The organism is Paucibacter sp. DJ2R-2 (assembly GCF_025717675.1).
Lineage (GTDB): Bacteria > Pseudomonadota > Gammaproteobacteria > Burkholderiales > Burkholderiaceae_C > Paucibacter_A.
This window is the reverse complement of record NZ_JAJIRT010000006.1, coordinates 133,430-151,787: the sequence shown is the minus strand read 5'-3', so window position 1 is coordinate 151,787 and position 18,358 is coordinate 133,430. Positions and strand designations below refer to the sequence as shown.

At 66.1% G+C, this 18,358-nt stretch carries 14 protein-coding genes; 10 read left to right on the top strand and 4 right to left on the bottom strand.

Going from position 1 to position 18,358, the window contains the following annotated elements; translation table 11 throughout:
- The first annotated feature begins 18 nt into the window (after window positions 1-18).
- Together LNV28_RS15560 and LNV28_RS15555 are read left to right on the top strand one after the other, a co-directional pair.
- Window positions 19-1,293: an ABC transporter permease gene (locus tag LNV28_RS15560; protein WP_263517292.1), complete on the top strand. Its 1,275-nt coding sequence runs from the start codon at window positions 19-21 to the stop codon at window positions 1,291-1,293.
- A gap of 28 nt (window positions 1,294-1,321) precedes the next feature.
- On the top strand, window positions 1,322-1,987 hold the full coding sequence (locus LNV28_RS15555; RefSeq protein WP_263517649.1) for an ABC transporter ATP-binding protein: 666 nt from the start codon (window positions 1,322-1,324) through the stop codon (window positions 1,985-1,987).
- 9 nt (window positions 1,988-1,996) lie between these two features.
- Here the strand turns inward: LNV28_RS15555 and LNV28_RS15550 are convergent, their stop codons facing one another.
- Together LNV28_RS15550 and LNV28_RS15545 are read right to left on the bottom strand one after the other, a co-directional pair.
- A complete protein-coding gene (locus tag LNV28_RS15550; RefSeq protein ID WP_263517291.1) occupies window positions 1,997-2,815 on the bottom strand; it encodes an alpha/beta fold hydrolase in 819 nt (272 codons plus the stop codon).
- Window positions 2,816-2,839: 24 nt separating this feature from the next.
- Window positions 2,840-4,150, bottom strand: a complete 1,311-nt coding sequence (locus tag LNV28_RS15545) for an O-acetylhomoserine aminocarboxypropyltransferase (protein ID WP_263517290.1) — start codon at window positions 4,148-4,150, stop codon at window positions 2,840-2,842.
- 140 nt (window positions 4,151-4,290) lie between these two features.
- On the opposite strand from LNV28_RS15545, the gene LNV28_RS15540 reads away from it, so the two are divergent.
- Together LNV28_RS15540 and LNV28_RS15535 are read left to right on the top strand one after the other, a co-directional pair.
- Window positions 4,291-4,761, top strand: a complete 471-nt coding sequence (locus LNV28_RS15540) for a CBS domain-containing protein (protein WP_263517289.1) — start codon at window positions 4,291-4,293, stop codon at window positions 4,759-4,761.
- A 167-nt stretch (window positions 4,762-4,928) separates the two neighbouring features.
- Window positions 4,929-5,426, top strand: coding sequence for a DinB family protein (locus LNV28_RS15535; protein ID WP_263517288.1), 498 nt, complete (start codon window positions 4,929-4,931; stop codon window positions 5,424-5,426).
- 33 nt (window positions 5,427-5,459) lie between these two features.
- Here the strand turns inward: LNV28_RS15535 and LNV28_RS15530 are convergent, their stop codons facing one another.
- Together LNV28_RS15530 and LNV28_RS15525 are read right to left on the bottom strand one after the other, a co-directional pair.
- The gene (locus LNV28_RS15530) at window positions 5,460-6,857 is read right to left on the bottom strand and encodes an APC family permease (protein ID WP_263517287.1); all 1,398 of its coding nucleotides are present in this window, start codon (window positions 6,855-6,857) and stop codon (window positions 5,460-5,462) included.
- Window positions 6,854-7,768, bottom strand: coding sequence for an acetamidase/formamidase family protein (locus LNV28_RS15525; protein ID WP_263517286.1), 915 nt, complete (start codon window positions 7,766-7,768; stop codon window positions 6,854-6,856). Before LNV28_RS15525 ends, LNV28_RS15530 begins: the two co-directional genes overlap by 4 nt.
- A 282-nt stretch (window positions 7,769-8,050) precedes the next feature.
- Between LNV28_RS15525 and LNV28_RS15520 the strand changes: the two genes are divergently transcribed.
- From LNV28_RS15520 to LNV28_RS15495, 6 genes are all read left to right on the top strand, one after another.
- Window positions 8,051-9,937, top strand: coding sequence for a PPC domain-containing protein (locus LNV28_RS15520; RefSeq protein ID WP_263517285.1), 1,887 nt, complete (start codon window positions 8,051-8,053; stop codon window positions 9,935-9,937).
- A gap of 87 nt (window positions 9,938-10,024) precedes the next feature.
- On the top strand, window positions 10,025-11,158 hold the full coding sequence (gene aroC / locus LNV28_RS15515) for a chorismate synthase (RefSeq protein ID WP_263517284.1): 1,134 nt from the start codon (window positions 10,025-10,027) through the stop codon (window positions 11,156-11,158).
- Window positions 11,155-12,402 carry an MFS transporter gene (locus LNV28_RS15510; RefSeq protein WP_263517283.1) on the top strand — a complete coding sequence of 416 codons (1,248 nt, stop codon included), beginning with the start codon at window positions 11,155-11,157 and terminating at the stop codon, window positions 12,400-12,402. Before aroC ends, LNV28_RS15510 begins: the two co-directional genes overlap by 4 nt.
- Before the next feature lie 141 nt (window positions 12,403-12,543).
- Window positions 12,544-13,695, top strand: coding sequence for an efflux RND transporter periplasmic adaptor subunit (locus LNV28_RS15505; RefSeq protein ID WP_263517282.1), 1,152 nt, complete (start codon window positions 12,544-12,546; stop codon window positions 13,693-13,695).
- An 11-nt stretch (window positions 13,696-13,706) separates the two neighbouring features.
- A complete protein-coding gene (locus tag LNV28_RS15500; RefSeq protein WP_263517281.1) occupies window positions 13,707-16,931 on the top strand; it encodes an efflux RND transporter permease subunit in 3,225 nt (1,074 codons plus the stop codon).
- 179 nt (window positions 16,932-17,110) lie between these two features.
- Window positions 17,111-18,352, top strand: a complete 1,242-nt coding sequence (locus LNV28_RS15495) for a prolyl oligopeptidase family serine peptidase (RefSeq protein ID WP_263517280.1) — start codon at window positions 17,111-17,113, stop codon at window positions 18,350-18,352.
- Window positions 18,353-18,358: the final 6 nt, after the last annotated feature.

Here is an 18,358-nt window from a genome sequence, read left to right as displayed (position 1 = left end):
CGGGCGAGCCCTCTGACCATGCTCAAGTCCTGGCAACCGTTTGAATGGATCGTCGCCCTGCGCTTTCTGCGCGAGGGGCGTTTGCAGACCCTGTTCATCATGACCGGCGTGGCCATTGGTGTGGGCGTGATCGTCTTCATGTCGGCCTTGCTGGCCGGTTTGCAGGGCAATTTCATCCGCCGCGTGCTCTCGGCCCAGGCTCACATCCAGCTGCTGCCGCCGCAGCAATTCACGCGCGAGCTGCGCGGCGAGCACGAGCTGGGCCCCGACGGCCAGCCCGGCGCCGTGGTCGGCGCCATCGTCCAGCCGCCGCTGCAGCGACTCAAGTCCATCGACCAGTGGCAGGCCGTGGCCCGGCAGGTGCAGGCCATGCCGGGCGTGCGGGTGGTCAGCCCCCAGGTCAGCGGCTCGGCCCTGGTGCTGCGCGGCAGTGCCAGCCGTGCGGTGTCCATCACCGGCATCGAGCCGGCGCTGTACTACCGCATCGTCGATCTCAGCGACAAGATCCTGCGCGGCACGGCCCAGCTGGGCAGCGGTGACATCCTGATCGGCAGTGAGCTGGCCGCCGACCTGGGCCTCGATGTCGGCGACAAGCTGCGCCTGAGTACCAGCAATGCTGCCAATCCGGGCGCCGCACCCAGCCTCAGCACTTTCAAGATCGCCGGCATCTTCGACCTGGGCAACAAGGGCGCCAATCAGCGCAGCACTTTTGTGCCCCTGCGCACGGCGCAAAGCCTGCTGGGCCTGCCCGGCGGGGTCAGCAGCCTGGAGGTGACGGTCGAGGATGTCTATGCTGCCGAGCGCATGGCCCAGCGCATCGCCGCGGAAACCGGCGTGCAGGCCGACAGCTGGATCAAGGCCAGCGCCCAGTTCTTTTCGGCCGTCAGCGCCCAGTCGACAGCCAACACAGCCATCCGCTTTTTCGTCGGCCTTTCGGTCGCCTTCGGCATCGCCAGCGTGTTGGTGGTCGTGGTGGTGCAGAAGTCGCGCGAGATTGGCATCTTGCGAGCCATGGGCATTTCGCGTGGGCAGATCCTGCGTGTCTTCCTGCTGCAAGGGGGCCTGCTGGGTCTAGGAGGCGCGCTGATCGGTTGCGCCATCGGCGCGGCGGCCTTGCTGGCCTGGCAGCGCTTTGCACGCAATGCCGACGGCACGCCGCTGTTCGCGCTCAGCCTGGACCCGCAGCTGTTTGCCCTGGCCTTGCTCTTGGCCAGCATCACCGGTTTGCTGTCAGCGTTTGCGCCGGCCCTGCGTGCGGCAAGACTTGACCCCGTGGTGGCCATCCGTGGCTGAGGGCGCCGATCGCAGCGCTGTGGTGACCATGCGCGGGGTGCGCAAGGTCTTCAACCCGGGCACGCCCTTCGCCAGCGAGGTCTTGCACGGCATTGATCTGGACTTGAGCCGCGGCGAGTTTTGCGCCGTCATGGGCCCCAGCGGCTCGGGCAAGAGCACGCTGCTCAATATCGTCGGCCTGCTGGACCGGCCCAGCAGTGGCGAGCTGAGCATCTGCGGCGAGAACACCGTGGGCCTGGACGACCATGCGCTGACCCGGCTGCGCGGCCACAACATCGGCTTTGTGTTCCAGTACCACCACCTGATCAGCGCCTTCACCGCGCTGGAGAACGTGATGCTGCCTCTGCTCGGCGCCAAGGGCCGGCCCGATGCGGCCATGGCGGCGAGGGCGGCCGAGCTGATCGATCAGGTGGGGCTCACGCCCTGGCGCGACAACCTGGCCAACAAGCTCAGCGGCGGCCAGCAGCAGCGCGTGGCCGTGGCCCGAGCCCTGGCCATGAAGCCGGCCTTGCTGCTGGCCGACGAGCCCACCGGCAACCTTGACACCAAGAGCGCCGATGCGGTGTTCGAGCTGCTGCGCCGGGTCAACCGCGAGCAGGGCACGGCCGTGCTCTTCGTGACCCACAACCCCGAGCTGGCCCAGCGCTGCGACCGCACCATCCAGGTGGTGGATGGGCTGATCCAGCACGGTTGAGTGACTGGTTCAGCGCAGCGCCTGGCGCAGCGCCGCCAGCATGGCGTCCGGCGCCTCGGCCATCATCGAATGGCCGGCCGGCAGTGTGTGCACGGCGGTGGGCACCTGGGCTTTCAGCGCCTCGATCAGGGCTTGCGCCTGCTTGGGCGCCGTCATCTGGTCCTGCTCGCCGAGGATGAAATGCGCCGGGCAGCGCACCCGGGCCGCAGCCTCCAAGCCGCCGGCATAGCTGTCGCAGACCCGGAAGTCGTGCTCGAACAAATTGAGCGCCGTCTGCCCGTTCTGGATGCGGGTCTTGAGTGCCAGCTCGGCCCCTTGCAGCCAGCTGCCCGGGCCCGGGTAGCCGGGCTTGCTGGCCCAGCTGGCGAAGGAGAAGGTGTTGACCATGGCAATGGCCTGCTCGGGCGCGGTGCGGGCGGTTTCCAGCAGGGCGGGCGAGACCTTCATCGGGTAGGCCGTGCCCACCAGCACCAGGCGGCTGACCTGCTCGGGCGCGCGCGCAGCGGCCTCCAGCGCGATCAGCGAGCCCATGCTGTGGCCGACCAGGGCGGCGGGCTGGCTCAAGCCCGCGGCCTGCATCAAGGCCAGCAACCAGTCGGCCATGGCCGGCACATCGGCCAGCGGCGCTTGCGCGCGGTTGCGGCCATGGCCGGGCAGGTCGACGGCCAGCACCGCATGGCCGTGGTGGGCGCACCAGCGCGCCAGCAGGGTCCAGACGCTGTGGTCGTTGAGGGCACCGTGGATGAAGACCACGCAGGGCAGGGTGGGGTCAAAGGGCTTGCCGCCGGTGTAGGCGTACGTGGACTGTTCGTGGACGTTGAAGAGCATGGTGTGGGTCTCGGTGGCTTCGCTTCAGCGGGCGGCGATCTTGAGCGCGCGCTTCAAGTCGGCGATCAGGTCCTCGGCGTCTTCCAGGCCGATGGACAGGCGGATGGTGCCGGGCGTGATGCCGGCCTGCGCTAGGGCCGCATCGTCCATGCGGAAATGGGTGGTGCTGGCCGGGTGAATCACCAGCGAGCGGCAGTCGCCGACATTGGCCAGGTGGGAGAAGATCTTGAGCGCTTCGATGAAGCGCCGGCCTTGCTCGCGGCTGCCTTGCAGATCGAAGCTGAAGACCGAGCCGCAACCGCGCGGCAGCAGCTGCTGGGCCAGGCCATGGTCGGCGTGGCTGACCAAGCCGGGGTAGCCGACGCGGCTGACCTGGGGTTGGGTGGCCAGGAACTCTGCAATGCGACTGGCGTTCTGCACATGGCGTTCCATGCGCAGGGACAGGGTCTCGATGCCTTGCAGGATCAGCCAGGCGGTGTGCGGGCTCATGCAGGCACCGAAGTCGCGCAGGCCCTCGCGGCGCGCGCGCAGCAGAAAGGCGCCAGTGCTGCTCTCCTCGCTGAACACCATGCCGTGGAAGCCGGCGTAGGGCTCGCAGAGTTCGGCAAAGCGATGGCCGCCGCTGCGATCAAACGCGGCCTGCCAGTCGAAGCGGCCGCTGTCCACCAGCACGCCGCCGACGACGGTGCCGTGGCCGGACAGGAATTTGGTGGCCGAGTGCATGACCAGGTCGGCGCCCTGGGCGATGGGCCGCTGCAAATAGGGCGTGCTCAGGGTCGCGTCCACCAGCAGGGGCAGGCCGGCCTCGTGGGCGATGGCCGCGACGGCCGGGATGTCCAGCACGTCCATGCCCGGGTTGCCCAGGGTCTCGCCGAAGAGCAGCTTGGTCTCGGGCCGGATGGCGGCGCGCCATCCTTCCAGATCGCCTGGTTTCACAAAGCTGGTGCTGATGCCGAAGCGAGCCAGGGTGTAGTGCAGCAGATTGTGCGAGCCGCCGTAAAGCGCGCTGGAGGCAACGATGTGCGAGCCGGCCGCCGCGATGGTGGCGATGGCCAGATGTAGGGCCGCTTGCCCGCTGGCCGTGGCGATGGCGCCGACCCCGCCTTCCAGCGCGGCCATGCGCTCTTCGAATACGGCCGTGGTCGGGTTGGAGATGCGGCTGTAGACATGGCCGGCGCGCTCCATATTGAAGAGCGAAGCGGCGTGCTCGCTGTTCTCGAACACAAAGGAGGTACTCAGATGCAAGGGCGTGACGCGCGCGCCGGTGGCGGGATCGGGGGCCGCGCCGGCATGCAAAGCCAGGGTGTCAAAGCCAGGGTCGCTGTAACCGGACATATGGACTTTCGTGATGTTGAATGCGCGGATTGTGTGCTATGTTCCCAAGCATCCTGCGGCGCAAGGTGCCGGGTCTTGCCGGCAGCGCGGCAGTTCGTGCGAAGCAGTGGCAGGCAGTGAAAACGAGGAGAAAGCTGATCATGAAAGTCGTCGACATTTTGCGCGTCAAGGGCGGCACGCTGTTCACCGTCACGCCCGACGAATTGCTGGCCGTGGCCGTGACTGCCATGGCCGAACGCGACATCGGCTCCCTGGTGGTGATGGAGCATGGCGACCTGGTCGGCATGCTGACCTTCCGCGAGGTGATCGCGGCCATCGTGCGCAATGGCGGCACGGTCGGCACCTCTCTGGTTCGAAGCGTCATGGACGACCATCCGCTGACCTGCACGCCCGAAACCGAAATCGATGAAGTCCGCCGCATGATGCTGGGCCGCCACGCCCGCTATATGCCCGTGCTCAATGGCAAGACGCTGATGGGCGTGATCTCCTTCTACGACGTGGCCAAGGCTGTGGTCGACGGGCAGGATTTCGAAAACCGCATGCTCAAGGCCTACATTCGCGACTGGCCGCTGGAAGACAATCCGGCCGCGGCGGGCGAGTCCAAGTTCTGAGCGCCTGATCGCCTGCGCACCACCTGAGCGGTGGTGCCGGCCTGAGTTTTATTCCGACAGAGAAGCGCGGCGAAGCCGGCTTCTCTGTTTTGTTTTCAGCCCTGGCTCCGTGGCCAGCGGCGCTTCGGCACTGCGCTGCTTGGAGCACAGAGGAGACGTTCATCGCGATGAAAACCCTGCAGCAACTCTTTGCCCAGAAGTCCTGGGCCAACCAGGAACTGTTTGCCGTGCTGGCGGATGTGGACGCGAGCCAACACGCCGAAGATCTGCACGCCGCCCTGCGCATGCTCAACCACATCTACGTGGTGGACTGCATCTTCCGTGCCCACCTCAACCAAGAGGCGCATGGCTACACCCGCACCAACACCGATGACACACCGAGTTTGGAGGTGCTCCAGTTCGAGCAGGCGGAGGCGGACGCCTGGTTTGAGCGTTATGTCGCTGAACTCAGTCCCCAGCAGGCTGCCGAGCCCCTGCGTTTCCAGTTCACGGATGGCGATGGCGGCTGCATGAGCCGCGAGGAAATGCTGCTGCACCTGATCACTCACGGGGCCTACCACCGCGGCAATGTGGGGCAGATGCTCAAGGCCATCTCGGTCGCACCACCGCGCGACTTGCTGACCAAGTTCCTGCACCTGAGCGAGCCACAGCGCCGCCAGGCTTGAGGGCTGGTCGGCGCGCGCTGTGGGTGACCGAGTTCAAGCGCTCAGGCTCAATGCCTGTTTGCGGCCTCGGCCGAGCGTGGCCCACCAGAGCAAACCCAGGCCCAGCCAAGCCAGCCCCAGCTTCATGGCCGCGCGATCTTGCCCGTAAAGGATGAAGAGCAGCACCGCCAGGCCCAGGGCCGGCAGGAGACCATGGCGCAGCCAGCGGCCGCTGCGCTGGCGCACCAGGAAATGCCAGATCACCGCCAAATGCAGCAGCACAAAGGCACTGAGCGCGCCGAAGGTGACGAGGTTGGTCAGGGCGGCTGCGTCATCGAGAAACAGCAAGGCCACGGCCAGGGACACGGCCGCTACCAGCCAGGTGCTGGCTTGCGGCGTCTGGCGTTCGGGGTGCACCTGGGCCAGCCAGCGCGAGCCCGGCAGTTGGCCATCTCGCGCCATGGCATAGAGCACCCGAGACACCGCCGCCTGCGCGCTCAAGGCATTGGCCACGCCCCAGGCCAGAGCGGTCGCCACGGCGCAGGTGATGAAGAGGCCGCGGCCGCCGGCCAGTGCGGCGATGTCGTAGAAGGCGCTGTCGGGGCTGGCAGGCTTGAAACTTGGGCCTGCGGCCAGGGCCAGTTCGGCCGCCAACCAGGTTTGTGCGATGAAGCAGGCGCCCATCACGAACAGCACCCAGAGGGTGGCCCGGCCCACCGGATTGTCGCGCGGGCGCGAGGGGTCGGACCGGACCTCCTCGCTGAGCGTGGAGATCGCGTCAAAGCCCAGAAAAGACAGGGCCGCGATGGCTGCCGCTCCTGCCACCCAGTTCCAGTTCAGCTGCGGGCCCTGGATGGGCCTCAGGCTCAGGCCCGCGCCGCCCGGCCCAAGCAGTGCCCACAGCGCCAGGGCCATGAACACCGCCAGCACCAGCAGTTGCAGGGCCAGAAACACCCGGTTGGCGCGCGCGGTCAGCTCCACGCCGCGCAGATTGATGGCCGTGCACAGGGCGATGAAGGCCAACACCCAGCAGCCCGTTGGCAGGGCGGGCAGCAGGGCTTGCAGCGAATTCGCACTGACCACAAAGAGCAGGGCGGGAACCAGGATGTAGTCGAGCAGCAGCAGCCAGCCGGCAAGAAATCCGGCCAGCGGGTGCAGGCCGCGCTGGGTGTAGGCATAGGCGGACCCGGCGACCGGAAACTCGCGCGCCATGGCCGCGTAGCAGAGCGCGGTAAACACCATGGCCAAAAGCCCCAGGCCATAGGCCAGGGGCACCAAGCCTTGCGAAGTTTCTGCCACAAAGCCGTAGACGCCAAACGGCGCGATCGGCACCATGGCCACCATGCCGTAGCGGAGCAGGTCCTGGAAGCTCAGGGCGCGTTTGAGCTCCTGGCGGTAGCCGAAGTCGGCCAGGCCGGGCGAGACCGCGCTTGGTGTGGTCGAGCCGTTCACAGTGCAATCCCCAGCTGCTGCAGCAAGGCCTGGGGCATTTCGAAGCGGCAGGTTTTCTTGGGGTCGACGATCTGGCAGATCTGCAAGTTGCCGGCGATGCTCATCAGGTTCACCGCATCGACCTCGCTCAAGCGGCCGTGCCGCGTCAGCAGCTCCACCATCTGGCGGCTGGCCAGCAGGGCGGCCTCATCGAGCTGCACCGCTGAACCCAAGGTGTAGGCATGGCTGGGTGTGCTCAGCAAAGGCAGGGGCCAGACCTTGCCGGCCTCGGTCTTGATCAGGCGCAGGCGTATGTGCACCTCGCCGGCCACCTCCAGCCCGCAGACGGAGACCTCGCCGTCACCCATGGCCGCGTGCAGATCGCCCATTGCCAGCAGAGCGCCCGGCACTTGCACTGGCAGGTAGAGCGTGTGGCCGGCGCTGATCAGCTTGCAGTCCATATTGCCGCCGTGGGCGTCGGGCGTGCCGCAGGACACCGCCTCGCCAGCCGGCGCTGTGCCGATGACGCCGATCATGGGGCGCAGAGGCAAGGTGATGCCTCCTGGCATCAGCACTTGCCCGTCTTCGATGGCCATGCTGCGGATGCTGGCCTTGGTGAAGCGATCGCCGAGGATGCCCAGGCCCGGCGCCGTGACCATGACGGCGCGCTTCCCCACCTCGATGTGCTCGATATCCACGGCCAGCACATCGCCGGCTTCGGCGCCGCGCACGAAGACCGGGCCGGTGGCCGGGTTGATGCGGGCCCAGTCCACGCCCTCGAAGGGCGTGTCTTCGCTGACGATCTGGTCCTGGAAGCAATCGCAGGTTTCAAACAGCAGGCGCTCGCCGCTGTCGACCGTGAGCACGGGTGGGTTGTCACGAGACATGGCGTAGATCACCTGCTCGCGTGAGATTCGATGGGTGCTGCTCATGTGCGTCTCCTCCTCCGGGTGGGGCCTGCGGCCTGCGTCCGGACTCTACGAAGCCAAGCTGCAGCCGACCATTGGTGGCGACCCTTTGCGGGCGCGGATTCCGTGGAAGATCGAAAGCAGGTTTTCATCGCGTCTTTCATTGTTCGGCGAACCGAGTCGGGCGCTGTGTTGCTGGGACCCGGACATCTGTCAGATGTTTCTATGTTCAAGCGCCGATGGGCTGAGGACACTGCGCAGCCTCGGTCCTGAACCGACGGCGCACAACCACCTCTGGAGACTCCCATGCCTGCCCACAAGAACCCCTTGAAACTTGCCCTGCTTCCCGCGGCCGTTCTGGCCCTGAGTTCGCTCGCCAGCCTGAGCCTGCCGGCCGCTGCGCAAGATGCTTCGCGCGAGAGCGCGATGGTGCTGAACCTCGGCAGCGGCGAGCAGCTGATCGATGCTCTGCGCCAGCAACACCGTGGCAGCAGCAGCCCCTTCTTCCGCACCCTGGGCAGCGAGTCGTTGGCGGTGCAGATCCAGGACTTCTTCGACAAGAACGGCCTGGTGTCGATTTCCGGCCATGCACTGGGCAACAGCAACTCGGTGTTCTTCCTCAAGGGCAGTGCCAAAAGCCTAGGGGGATACCTTGCCTTGCACGACAAGCGCAAGGCCTTTGAGTTCAGCACGGGCGCGGTCGATGGTGCCAAAGGTCAGGTGACCGTGCGCGAAGTCCCCTACACCAAGGTCTTCCCGGATTTTGAAGAGGAGTTCCAGCGGGACTACGACCGTGCTCAAGGTATCACCGCGCTGGCCGTGGCCGCGCCGGTCTACAGCCCCATGGCCTTGCGCCAGGCGCCGCACATCGGCCCATATGCCAACCAGGACGTCACCAAGTTGGAGAGCAAGCCCGGCAGCCCCTGGGTTTTCTATCTCAACACCACGGCGGTGATGAGTGGCAGCACGCCGCTCAACGGCGTGAGCAAGGAGCAGATGTACCGGGCCTGGCAGTCGGTGGCCGACCAGTACAGCATGCTGAACATGAACGTCACGACCAACCGTGCGGTCTATGACGCAGCGCGCACGGCCAACACCTTGCGCACCGGCATCATCAATTTCGTCAATCAGGACGGCCGCTCCTTCGCGCCCCTGCGCTCCTTCGGCACCACCTCGGCCGGCACGCTCTACCGCAATCCTTCGGCCGGTTTCGACTACGGCTATGGCATCGGCATGACCGGCGCCCACGAGGTGGGCCACCAGATGGGCATGTCGCATGACGGCGGCGGCAGCGGCGGTGAGTACTACGAGGGCATCGCCGCCTACCAGTGGGGGCCTATCATGGGCAACTATTGGATGGGCGGATCCTGGGCCAACCAGCTCTTCACTTGGAGCCGCGGCGAGTACAGCACGGCCAACAACCAGGAAGACGATTTCCGCATCATGACGGTCAATGAGTCGGTGCCCTATGTGGCCGACGACAACGCCAGTGGCAAGCCGCTGCAGTTGCGCGCCGGTGGTGAGATCAACCCGCTGGACAACTGGGGGCAAATCGAGCGCAACACCGACAGCGACGTCTTCAGCTTCAATGTCGCCACCGCCGGCACTTTGAACTTGCGTGTCGATCCCATCGAGTACCTGCGCATGCTGGATGTCGATGCAGTCATCCTCAACGGCAGCGGCCAGCAGGTGGCGCGCAGCAATCTGTCGGTCAATCGCTCGGCCGAGTTCAAGAACCTGGCTTTGGCGGCGGGCAGCTACCAGATCAAGATCCAAGGCGGCGCTGAGGGCACGCCGCAGAACGGTTTTTCGAACTATTCCTCGGTCGGCTATTACGCGCTCAAGGGCAGCCTGACCGGCGGCGTGCCCGACACCCCGCCCACCCCGCTGAGCAGCGGCGTGCCTCTGGCCAATCAGAGCGCGGCCACAGGCAGCTGGACCTATTACGCCATCACCCTGCCCAGCGCTGCGTCCAAGCTGACCGTCACCCTGCAGGGCGTCAACGGCGATGCCGATCTGTTTGTGCAGAAGACGGCCAAGCCCAGCACCAGCAGCTATGCCTGCAAGAGCGATGGCTCGACCAGCAACGAGAGCTGCGCCATCACCGCGCCGACGGCGGCCACCTACATCGTCGGTGTGCAGGCCTATGCGGCCTACAGCGGCGTGACGGTCACCGCCACGGTCACGCCTTGATGAGCTTGTAACGCTGCGGCGGCGGGCAGGCCGGGCTTCACTCGGCCTGCCCGTAGAATCCTGCGCTTCAGGCAGCACAGGATTCCCATGTCAGGCAGCACTTTCGGCGAATTGTTCCGGGTCACGAATTTTGGCGAGAGCCATGGCCCGGCCATCGGTTGCGTGATCGACGGCTGCCCCCCCGGCCTGGCCCTGAGCGAGGCCGACATTCAGCCTGAACTGGACCGCCGCCGCCCCGGCACCAGCCGCCATGTGACCCAGCGCAACGAGCCCGATGCCGTCGAGATCCTCTCCGGCGTCTATGAGGGCTTTACCACCGGCACCCCCATCTGCCTGCTGATCAAGAACACCGACCAGCGCAGCAAGGACTACGGCAATATTCTGGACAGCTTCCGTCCGGGCCACGCCGATTACAGCTACTACCGCAAGTACGGCCTGCGCGACCCGCGCGGCGGCGGCCGCTCCTCGGCCCGCCTGACCGCGCCCATGGTTGGCGCCGGCGCTGTGGCGCGCAAATGGCTGAAAGAGAAATTCGGCACCGAGTTCCGTGGCTGCATGACCCAGCTGGGCGAGATTGATATCCCTTTCGAGGGCTGGCAGCATGTGGGCAACAACCCCTTCTTCGCCGCCAATGTCAGCAAAATCGCCGAGTTGGAGGCGTATATGGATGCGCTGCGCAAATCCGGCGATTCGGTCGGCGCGCGCATCCGCGTCGAGGCCACCGGCGTGCCGGTGGGTCTGGGCGAGCCTCTGTTCGACAAGCTCGATGCCGACATTGCCTACGCCCTGATGGGCATCAACGCGGTCAAGGGCGTGGAGATCGGCGCCGGCTTCGGCGTGGTGGCCCAGCGCGGCAGCGAGCATGGCGATGAGCTGACCCCGCTCGGCTTTGCCAGCAACAACGCCGGCGGCATGTTGGGCGGCATTTCGACCGGTCAGGACATCGTCGCCTCCATCGCCATCAAGCCGACCAGCTCGATTCGCAGCCCCAAGGCCTCGATCAACCGGGCCGGTGAGCCGGCCGTGGTCGAAACCTTTGGCCGCCACGACCCCTGCGTGGGCATCCGTGCCACGCCGATCGCCGAGGCCATGCTGGCCCTGGTGTTGATGGACCATGTGCTGCGCCACCGCGCGCAATGCGGCGATGTGGCGCTGCCGCTGGCACCGATCCCCGGGGCGCGCCCCGAAGCCGCTGCGGGCTCGGACGGATTGCCTGAATGACCGAGCCGCTGAGCGGCTCCGGCAGCTTCGGTCTGCCGCGCGGCGGCGCTTCGGCCCGCACCTTGGCCGCCAGCGCGGCCCTGTCTTGCGCCTACTTCGCCGCCATCGGCGGCTTTAATCCTTACGCCCCGCTCTGGTACAAAGAGCTGGGCCTGCCGGTCTTCGCCATCGGCTTGCTGGTGTCCCTGTCCAGTTGGACGCGTTTGTTCGCGCCCTACGCCTGGGGCGCCCTGGCCGACCGCACCGGCCAGCGCGTGCAGATCATCCGCTGGACGGCCTTGGCCAGCTGCATCGCCGGCGCGGGCTTCCTGCTGCCGCCGAGTTTGGCGACATTGGTGATCGCCACCTTCCTGATGTTCAGCTTCAATGCGGCCATCGTGCCCTTGACCGAAACCGTGGTGGCCAGCCATCTGAGCACGGCCGACGGCGGCATGGACACGCGCCGTTATGGGCGTGTTCGCATGTGGGGCTCGATCGGTTTTCTGGCCACCGTGGTGCTGGCCGGTTGGTGGTACGAGCATTTCGGCATGCGCTGGTTTGCGCTGACGACCTTTGCCTTGCTGTCCTTGGTGGTGCTGATGGCCTGGCGCATGCCGCTGCAGGCGCGGCCCAGCTCTGCCGCACGCAGCGCAGCCGCGGCGACCGAGGGCAGCGACTCGGTGCTTGCCGTGTTTGCCCGTGCCGAGGTGCGCTGGTTCTTTCTGGGCGTCTTCCTGACGGTGCTGGCGCATTCGGCGCTGTACGCCTTTTTCAGCCTCTATCTCGATGCTCTGGGTTACAGCAAGCCAGTGATCGGTGGCCTGTGGGCGATCTCGGTGGTGGTGGAGATCTTCTGGTTTGCCTTCTCGGGCCGCCTCTTGGAACGAGCCACCTTGCACCATTGGCTGCTGGCAGCGGCCTTGCTGGCGGCGCTGCGCTTCGCCATGACGGCGGCCTTCGGGGCCAGCCTGGGCTTGCTGCTGCTGGCCCAATGTGCTCACGCCGTCACTTTCGCAGCCCAGCACACGGCCTGCATCGCCCTGATCACTCGCTACTTCCCGGGCCGCCTGCGCGGCCGTGGCCAGGCACTGTATTCAGTCCTGGGCTATGGGCTGTCGGGCGTGTTGGGCAGTCTGGGGGGCGCTTGGTTGGTGGCTCGGCATGGCTTCCCGGCCGTGTTCTGGGCGGCGGCGCTGTGCGCGCTGGCCGGTGCCGCTTGCGCCTGGCGCAGCCTGGTCTGCGAGCGCCAAGCCCCGGCGCCCTGAAGCCGGCGGCGGTCCGGTGATCGCAAGCCCGCGCAGATCGTTCCCGGCTTTCCGCGTTTCGTCGCAAGTGGCCAGCCCCAGGCCCCTCGTCTTCCTACACTGCGGCCACTTTGTGGTTTTGACAGATGAATGGGGGACTCCATGCGCAAACAATGGCTGATCGGTGGCATCGCTGCAGTGCTTTTGGCTGGTGGCGCGGGTGTGACGGTGTGGGCAAGCAAAGGCGCTGACGCCGCCAAGAAGCCGGGCGAGGAGGGGCCTGCCAAGCTGACCCTGGAGTTTGTGCCCCGCGAGGTGGTCAAGCCCACCATGACCAGCATGCCGGCTCAGATCGAGTTCTCCGGCCCCCTGGTCGCCCCCAATACGGCCGTGGTTCGGGCCAAGTCCAGCGGCACTTTGCTGAGCCTGGCCGTGGCCGAGGGCAGCCGGGTGCGCGCCGGTCAGGCTCTCGGGCAGGTCGATCTGGAAGAGCTGCGTTACCGCATCGCCGAACGCAGCGCCAGTGTGGAGTCTGCCCGTGCGCAGCTGGATCAGGCAGAGCGCCAGTTCAAGGCCAACCAAGGCCTGGCTGATCAGAAATTCATTGCCAGCACGGCCCTGGACAGCTCGCGGGCCAGCCTGGAAGCCGCCCGTGGCCAGCTCCATGCGGCCAAGGCGCAGCTCGACACGGCCCAGGTGACCCTGCGCCAGGCGGCCCTGGTGGCGCCGATCAGTGGTGTGGTGTCCAAGCGCCATGCGGTGGCTGGCGAAAAGCTGGCGCCGGAGCAACAGGTGCTCAGCATCGTGGACTTGAGCCGCTTGGAGTTGGCCGGCTTGGTCGGCACGCATGAGGTCAGCCGGCTCAAACCGGGCATGGCGGTGCGCGTCAAGGTCGAGGGTCATGACGAGCCGGTGCAGGCCCGGATCAGCCGCATTGCCCCGGCCGCCGAGCCCGGCACACGCTCCATCGGCGTGACCCTGGAACTCGCCAATCCCAAGGAAGAATTCCGGGCCGGCCAGTATGCGGGGGCCCGCGTCGAACTGGCCGATGAAGCCCAGCGTTTGACCGTGCCGGAGACGGCGGTGAGCAGCAATGCAGGTCAGGAGCAGGTCTGGCTGATCGAAAACGGTGCCCTGGTGCGCCGCATCGTCACCACCGGCCGACGCGACGCGCGGGAAGGGCGGGTCGAGGTGCTGCAAGGCCTGACGCCGGCCGCCCAGGTGCTGTCGGCCCGCTTCGATAACTTGCGCGAGGGCGCCAAGGCGACCGTGGTGCCGGCCAAGACCAAGGTGGCCTCGGCCGCCGCGAACTGAGGAGCGGCACCATGTGGATGACGCGCGTCTCGATTCAAAACCCGGTCTTCGCCACCATGGTGATGGTGGCTCTGTGTGTGCTGGGTCTGTTCTCCTACGCCAAGCTGGGTGTGGAGAACATGCCGGATATTTCCATCCCGGTCGCCTCGGTCGATGTGCGCTATCCGGGCGCTTCGCCCGAGGCCGTGGAACGTGAAATTGCCAAGCCCCTGGAAGAAGCACTGAACACGATTGCTGGCGTCGAGAAAGTGCTCTCGCGCAGCTTCGAAGGCCGTGTTCAAGCCCAGGTCGAGTTCGGTCTGAACACCGATATGGGTCGGGCCATGCAGGAGGTGCGGGACCGCGTCTCCCTGGCTCAGGCCGCCTTCCCCAAGGATGCGAAGACGCCGACCGTGGCGCGCGCCCAGATGGAAGACAACCAGCCCGTGGTGCTGGCCGCGCTGATGAGCAAGACCCGGCCGGCGCGCGAGCTGTCGATGATGAGCGAGCTCATCATCGCCAAGCGACTGGGCCGTGTCGACGGCGTGGCCCGTGTGGACGTGGGCGGCATGGTGGCGCGCGAGGTGCGCATCGATCTGGATCCGCTGCGCCTGCGTGCCTACAACGTGACCCCGGCCGAAATCGCCACCGCTCTGCGCGAGGCCAATGTCGACCAGCCGGTGGGCCTGATCTCGGACAAGAGCGCCGATGCCATCCTGCGCGTCGAAGGCCGGGTCAAGGACCCCAAGGCTTTTGCCAAAGTGGTGGTGGCGCGGCGTGGCAATCTGGTGCTGACCCTGGGTGATCTGGGTCAGCTGGTCGAGCGCGAGCGTGAGCCCGACAGCCTGGCCCGCATCAACGGTGCCCAGGCCATCACCTTCAATGTTTTCAAGCAGCAGGACGCCAACATCGTCAACACCGGCGAGGGTGTCAAGGAGGCCATGGCCGAGCTGCGCAAGACCTTGCCCAAGGATGTGGAGCTGAACCTGATCTTTGCCTCCAGCGACAACGTCAAGGACTCGCTCAACGGCCTCAAGCACACCCTGGTCGAAGGCGCGCTGCTGACCGTGGCCATCGTCTTCCTGTTCCTGCACAGCTGGCGCTCGACCATCATCACCGGCTTGACCCTGCCGATCGCGGTGATCTCCAGCTTCATCGCCGTCCATGCCTTCGGCTTCACGTTGAACTTCATGACCATGATGGCGCTCTCCCTGTGCATCGGCTTGCTGATCGATGACGCCATCGTCGTGCGCGAGAACATCGTGCGCCATGTCGGCATGGGCAAGAGCCACCGGCAAGCCGCCTTCGATGGCACCAATGAGATCGGTCTGGCGGTGATGGCCACCACCTTTGCCATCTGCGCTGTGTTCGTGCCGGTGGCCTTCATGGGCGGCATCATCGGCAAGTTCTTCTACCCCTTCGGCATCACCGTGGCAGTGGCGGTGCTGGTGAGCTTGTTCGTCAGCTTCACGCTCGACCCCATGCTGAGCTCGATCTGGAAGGATCCGCCGAGCCACTACGTCAAGAAGATTCCGGTGATCGGCCATCTGATCCGGGCCACCGACCATGGCATGGATGTGCTGCACCGGGTCTACGAGCGTCTGATTCGCTGGGCCTTCTCGAGCCGCCGTTATCGCCTGTTTGCCTTGCCGATCCCGGTCTGGGCTCGCCCCTTCAATGCTGAGGGGCAACGCGACCGCAGCGCCCCGCGCCGCCTGCGCCTGGCCACCATCACACCGCGCGGACTGGTCATGATGGCCGGCGGCGGCAGCTTCGTGCTGGCCTTGGTACTCAGCGGCTTTGTCGGCAGCGAGTTCGCGCCCAAGACGGACGACAGCTTCACGCAAATCAATCTGCGCCTGCCTGTGGCCTCCAGCCTGGAACGCAGCAATGCCAAGGTCTTGCAGGTGGAAGAGTTGCTGAGCCGCTACCCGGAGATCAAGACGGTGTCCACCGTGGTCGGCGGTACCGGCGAGGGCATGGCCACCGGCCGCAACCAGGCCTCGCTGAACATCTCGCTGGTGGACCGCAAGGACCGCAAGCGCAGCCAGAAGCAGATCGAAGACGCGATCCGCGCCGAGATTGCCAAGATCCCCGGCGTCGACGCCAGCGTCGGCGGCGACCGCTCGATCTGGATCACCTTGCTGGGCAATGACCCGGAAGCGCTGACTCAGGTGGCCAACGACTTGGTGGCCAAAATCAAGGCGGTCAAGGGCGCGGTCGATGTCGAGACCACGGTCAAGCCGGGCCTGCCTGCCTTTGCCGTCAAGCTCAAGGACTCGGCCGTTCGCGAGCTGGGCCTGACCGCGCCTCAGGTGGCCGCCTCGCTGCGTGCCTACGTCAACGGCGAGGTGGCGACCTACTGGACCACGCCGGATGGCAACCAGGTCGAAGTCTTGCTGCGTCTGCCGGTTGAGCAGCGTCAGCGCGTTGAGCAGATGCTCAAGCTGCCCGTGGCCTTTGCCAAGGACGGCTCGCCGATCTCGCTCGATCAGGTGGCCACCATTGAATCGGTGTTCAACCCTGAGGTGATCCGCCGTCAGAACCTGCAGCGCCGCGAGGCGGTGTTCGCCGGCACCGAGGGCCGCCCCTCGGGCGATGTCAATGCCGATGTGCAGAAGATCATCAAGTCCATGGAGCTGCCACCCGGTGTGCAGTTCAATGTCGACGGTGCCGGCAAACAGCAGAACGAGGCCTTCAAGGGCTTGCTGGCTGCCATGGGTCTGGCGGTGATCTTCATCTACATCGTGCTGGCCAGCCAGTTCGGCAGCTTTGTGCAACCGATTGCCATCATGGCCTCCCTGCCTCTGTCCTTGATCGGCGTGATGCTGGCCTTGCTGATCACCGGTTCGACGCTCAATGTCTTCTCCATGATCGGTCTGGTCATGCTGATGGGCCTGGTAACCAAGAACGCCATCCTGCTGATCGATTTCGCCAACCACGCACGCAAGGGCGGAGCCACCATTCCCGAGGCGCTGTTGGAGGCCGGCCTGGTGCGCATGCGCCCCATCATCATGACCACGGCCGCCATGGTCTTCGGCATGCTGCCCATGGCGATTGCCTTCAACCAGGGCGGTGAGGTGCAAGCGCCCATGGGTCGGGCCATCATCGGCGGCGTCATCACCTCAACCCTGCTGACCTTGGTGGTAGTGCCGGTGCTGTACTCCTACCTGGTGCGTGAGCGTAAACCCAAGACTCAGCCTGCTGAGGACCATGCGTCCGTGGCCGACTTGGCACTGCAGCCCGGTGGTGACTGAGCTCAGGGCGCAGCCGCCAGGCCTTGAGGTGGCGGCGACCGCCACTTGGCAGGCCAGTGCTTCGGAGGCTTGACGGGACGGCCGGCATTGCGTGAAATGCCGGCCGTTGCTTGCTTGCACGCTGTGCCTGCTAACCGGCCATCCGACCGGAGGCTGGCCAGCCCGCCCGGGGAGGGCCCATGGACCAGAACAGCCAGTGGAATATCAGTCGCCTGAGGCTCTGTCGACGCTTGAGTGTGCTGCTCTGTGCGGCGGCGCTGTCGGCCTGTTCTGGCTCGGGCGGTTCGAGCCCGAATCCTGTGCCCGAACCGGTGCCCGTGCCCGTTCCGCCGGTTGAGACCATCCTCAATGCGACGGGCCCCGGTGAATGGCGCCAGACCAGCCTCTTGCGCAGCATCCCCGTTGGCGAGATCGCCGCCGTGCTCCAGGCTGCTGGGGCACGTGCTCCACAGCTGACACCGCGCTACGAGGTCCGGGCCTATCGGCTGGAGTACCTCACCCGTGATGGCCAAGGCCGTGAGGTGCTCGCCTCCGGCCTGGTGGCGGTACCGCTCAAGCCGGCCGGTGCGCCCAGCCCGGTGCTCAGCTACCAGCATGCCACCTTGATGCATGAGAGAGAGGCGCCCAGCAACCAGGCGGTGGCCAGCGAAGCCGTGGTGATGATGGCTTCGGCCGGCTATATCGTGGTCGCGGCCGACTACATCGGTTACGGCGTATCCAAGCAGCTGCCTCACCCCTATTTGCAAGCCGCTCCATCGGCGTCGGCCGTCAATGACCTGCTGACGGCGGCGCGCTACTGGCGCTACAGCGCCGGCATTGCTGACAACCGTCAGCTCTTCATGGGCGGCTATTCGCAAGGTGGCTATGTCACCATGGCGGCTCACCGGGCCTTGCAGAACAGCCAGAGCCCCCTGCGTCTGCAGCTGCTGGCCAGTGCGCCGGGAGCCGGGGCCTACAGTGTGTCGGCCACCTTGGACGATTTGCTGCGCCAGGTGAAGGAGAAGAATGCGACGCTCGGCACCTTGCTGAACCCCGGCGTACTTCGGTTCCTGAGCGACAACGTACGGCAGCGCGTCCGCGACGAGTTGCTTAAGTTGGTCGTGGACGAGGACAGCGACATTCGCTTCGACCCCCGCTTCATCGACCTCTATCTGGCCGACGACAGCGCGAGTCTGAAGGCCGAAAGCGATGTCCATGACTGGGCGCCGCAGAAACCGGTCTACCTGTTTCATGGTCGCGAGGACCGGACCGTGCCCTATCTGAACGCCAGCCTGGCCCTGGACAGCATGGCGCGGCGAGGCGCCGGCCAGCAAGTCAGTCTGAACGCGTGCCCCAGCCAGCCTTCGGGTCATATTGACTGTGTCTTGCCCTACTGGAATTTCATGCTGCAACAGTTCGCGGGTCTGGCTCGCGATCTGTAGACACCG

Coding starts and splice junctions, on each gene's coding strand:
- LNV28_RS15560 (WP_263517292.1), top strand. CDS start 19: ATGCTCAAGTCCTGGCAACCGTTTGAATGGATCGTCGCCCTGCGCTTT.
- LNV28_RS15555 (WP_263517649.1), top strand. CDS start 1,322: ATGCGCGGGGTGCGCAAGGTCTTCAACCCGGGCACGCCCTTCGCCAGC.
- LNV28_RS15550 (WP_263517291.1), bottom strand. CDS start 2,815: ATGCTCTTCAACGTCCACGAACAGTCCACGTACGCCTACACCGGCGGC.
- LNV28_RS15545 (WP_263517290.1), bottom strand. CDS start 4,150: ATGTCCGGTTACAGCGACCCTGGCTTTGACACCCTGGCTTTGCATGCC.
- LNV28_RS15540 (WP_263517289.1), top strand. CDS start 4,291: ATGAAAGTCGTCGACATTTTGCGCGTCAAGGGCGGCACGCTGTTCACC.
- LNV28_RS15535 (WP_263517288.1), top strand. CDS start 4,929: ATGAAAACCCTGCAGCAACTCTTTGCCCAGAAGTCCTGGGCCAACCAG.
- LNV28_RS15525 (WP_263517286.1), bottom strand. CDS start 7,768: ATGAGCAGCACCCATCGAATCTCACGCGAGCAGGTGATCTACGCCATG.
- LNV28_RS15520 (WP_263517285.1), top strand. CDS start 8,051: ATGCCTGCCCACAAGAACCCCTTGAAACTTGCCCTGCTTCCCGCGGCC.
- aroC (WP_263517284.1), top strand. CDS start 10,025: ATGTCAGGCAGCACTTTCGGCGAATTGTTCCGGGTCACGAATTTTGGC.
- LNV28_RS15510 (WP_263517283.1), top strand. CDS start 11,155: ATGACCGAGCCGCTGAGCGGCTCCGGCAGCTTCGGTCTGCCGCGCGGC.
- LNV28_RS15505 (WP_263517282.1), top strand. CDS start 12,544: ATGCGCAAACAATGGCTGATCGGTGGCATCGCTGCAGTGCTTTTGGCT.
- LNV28_RS15500 (WP_263517281.1), top strand. CDS start 13,707: ATGTGGATGACGCGCGTCTCGATTCAAAACCCGGTCTTCGCCACCATG.
- LNV28_RS15495 (WP_263517280.1), top strand. CDS start 17,111: ATGGACCAGAACAGCCAGTGGAATATCAGTCGCCTGAGGCTCTGTCGA.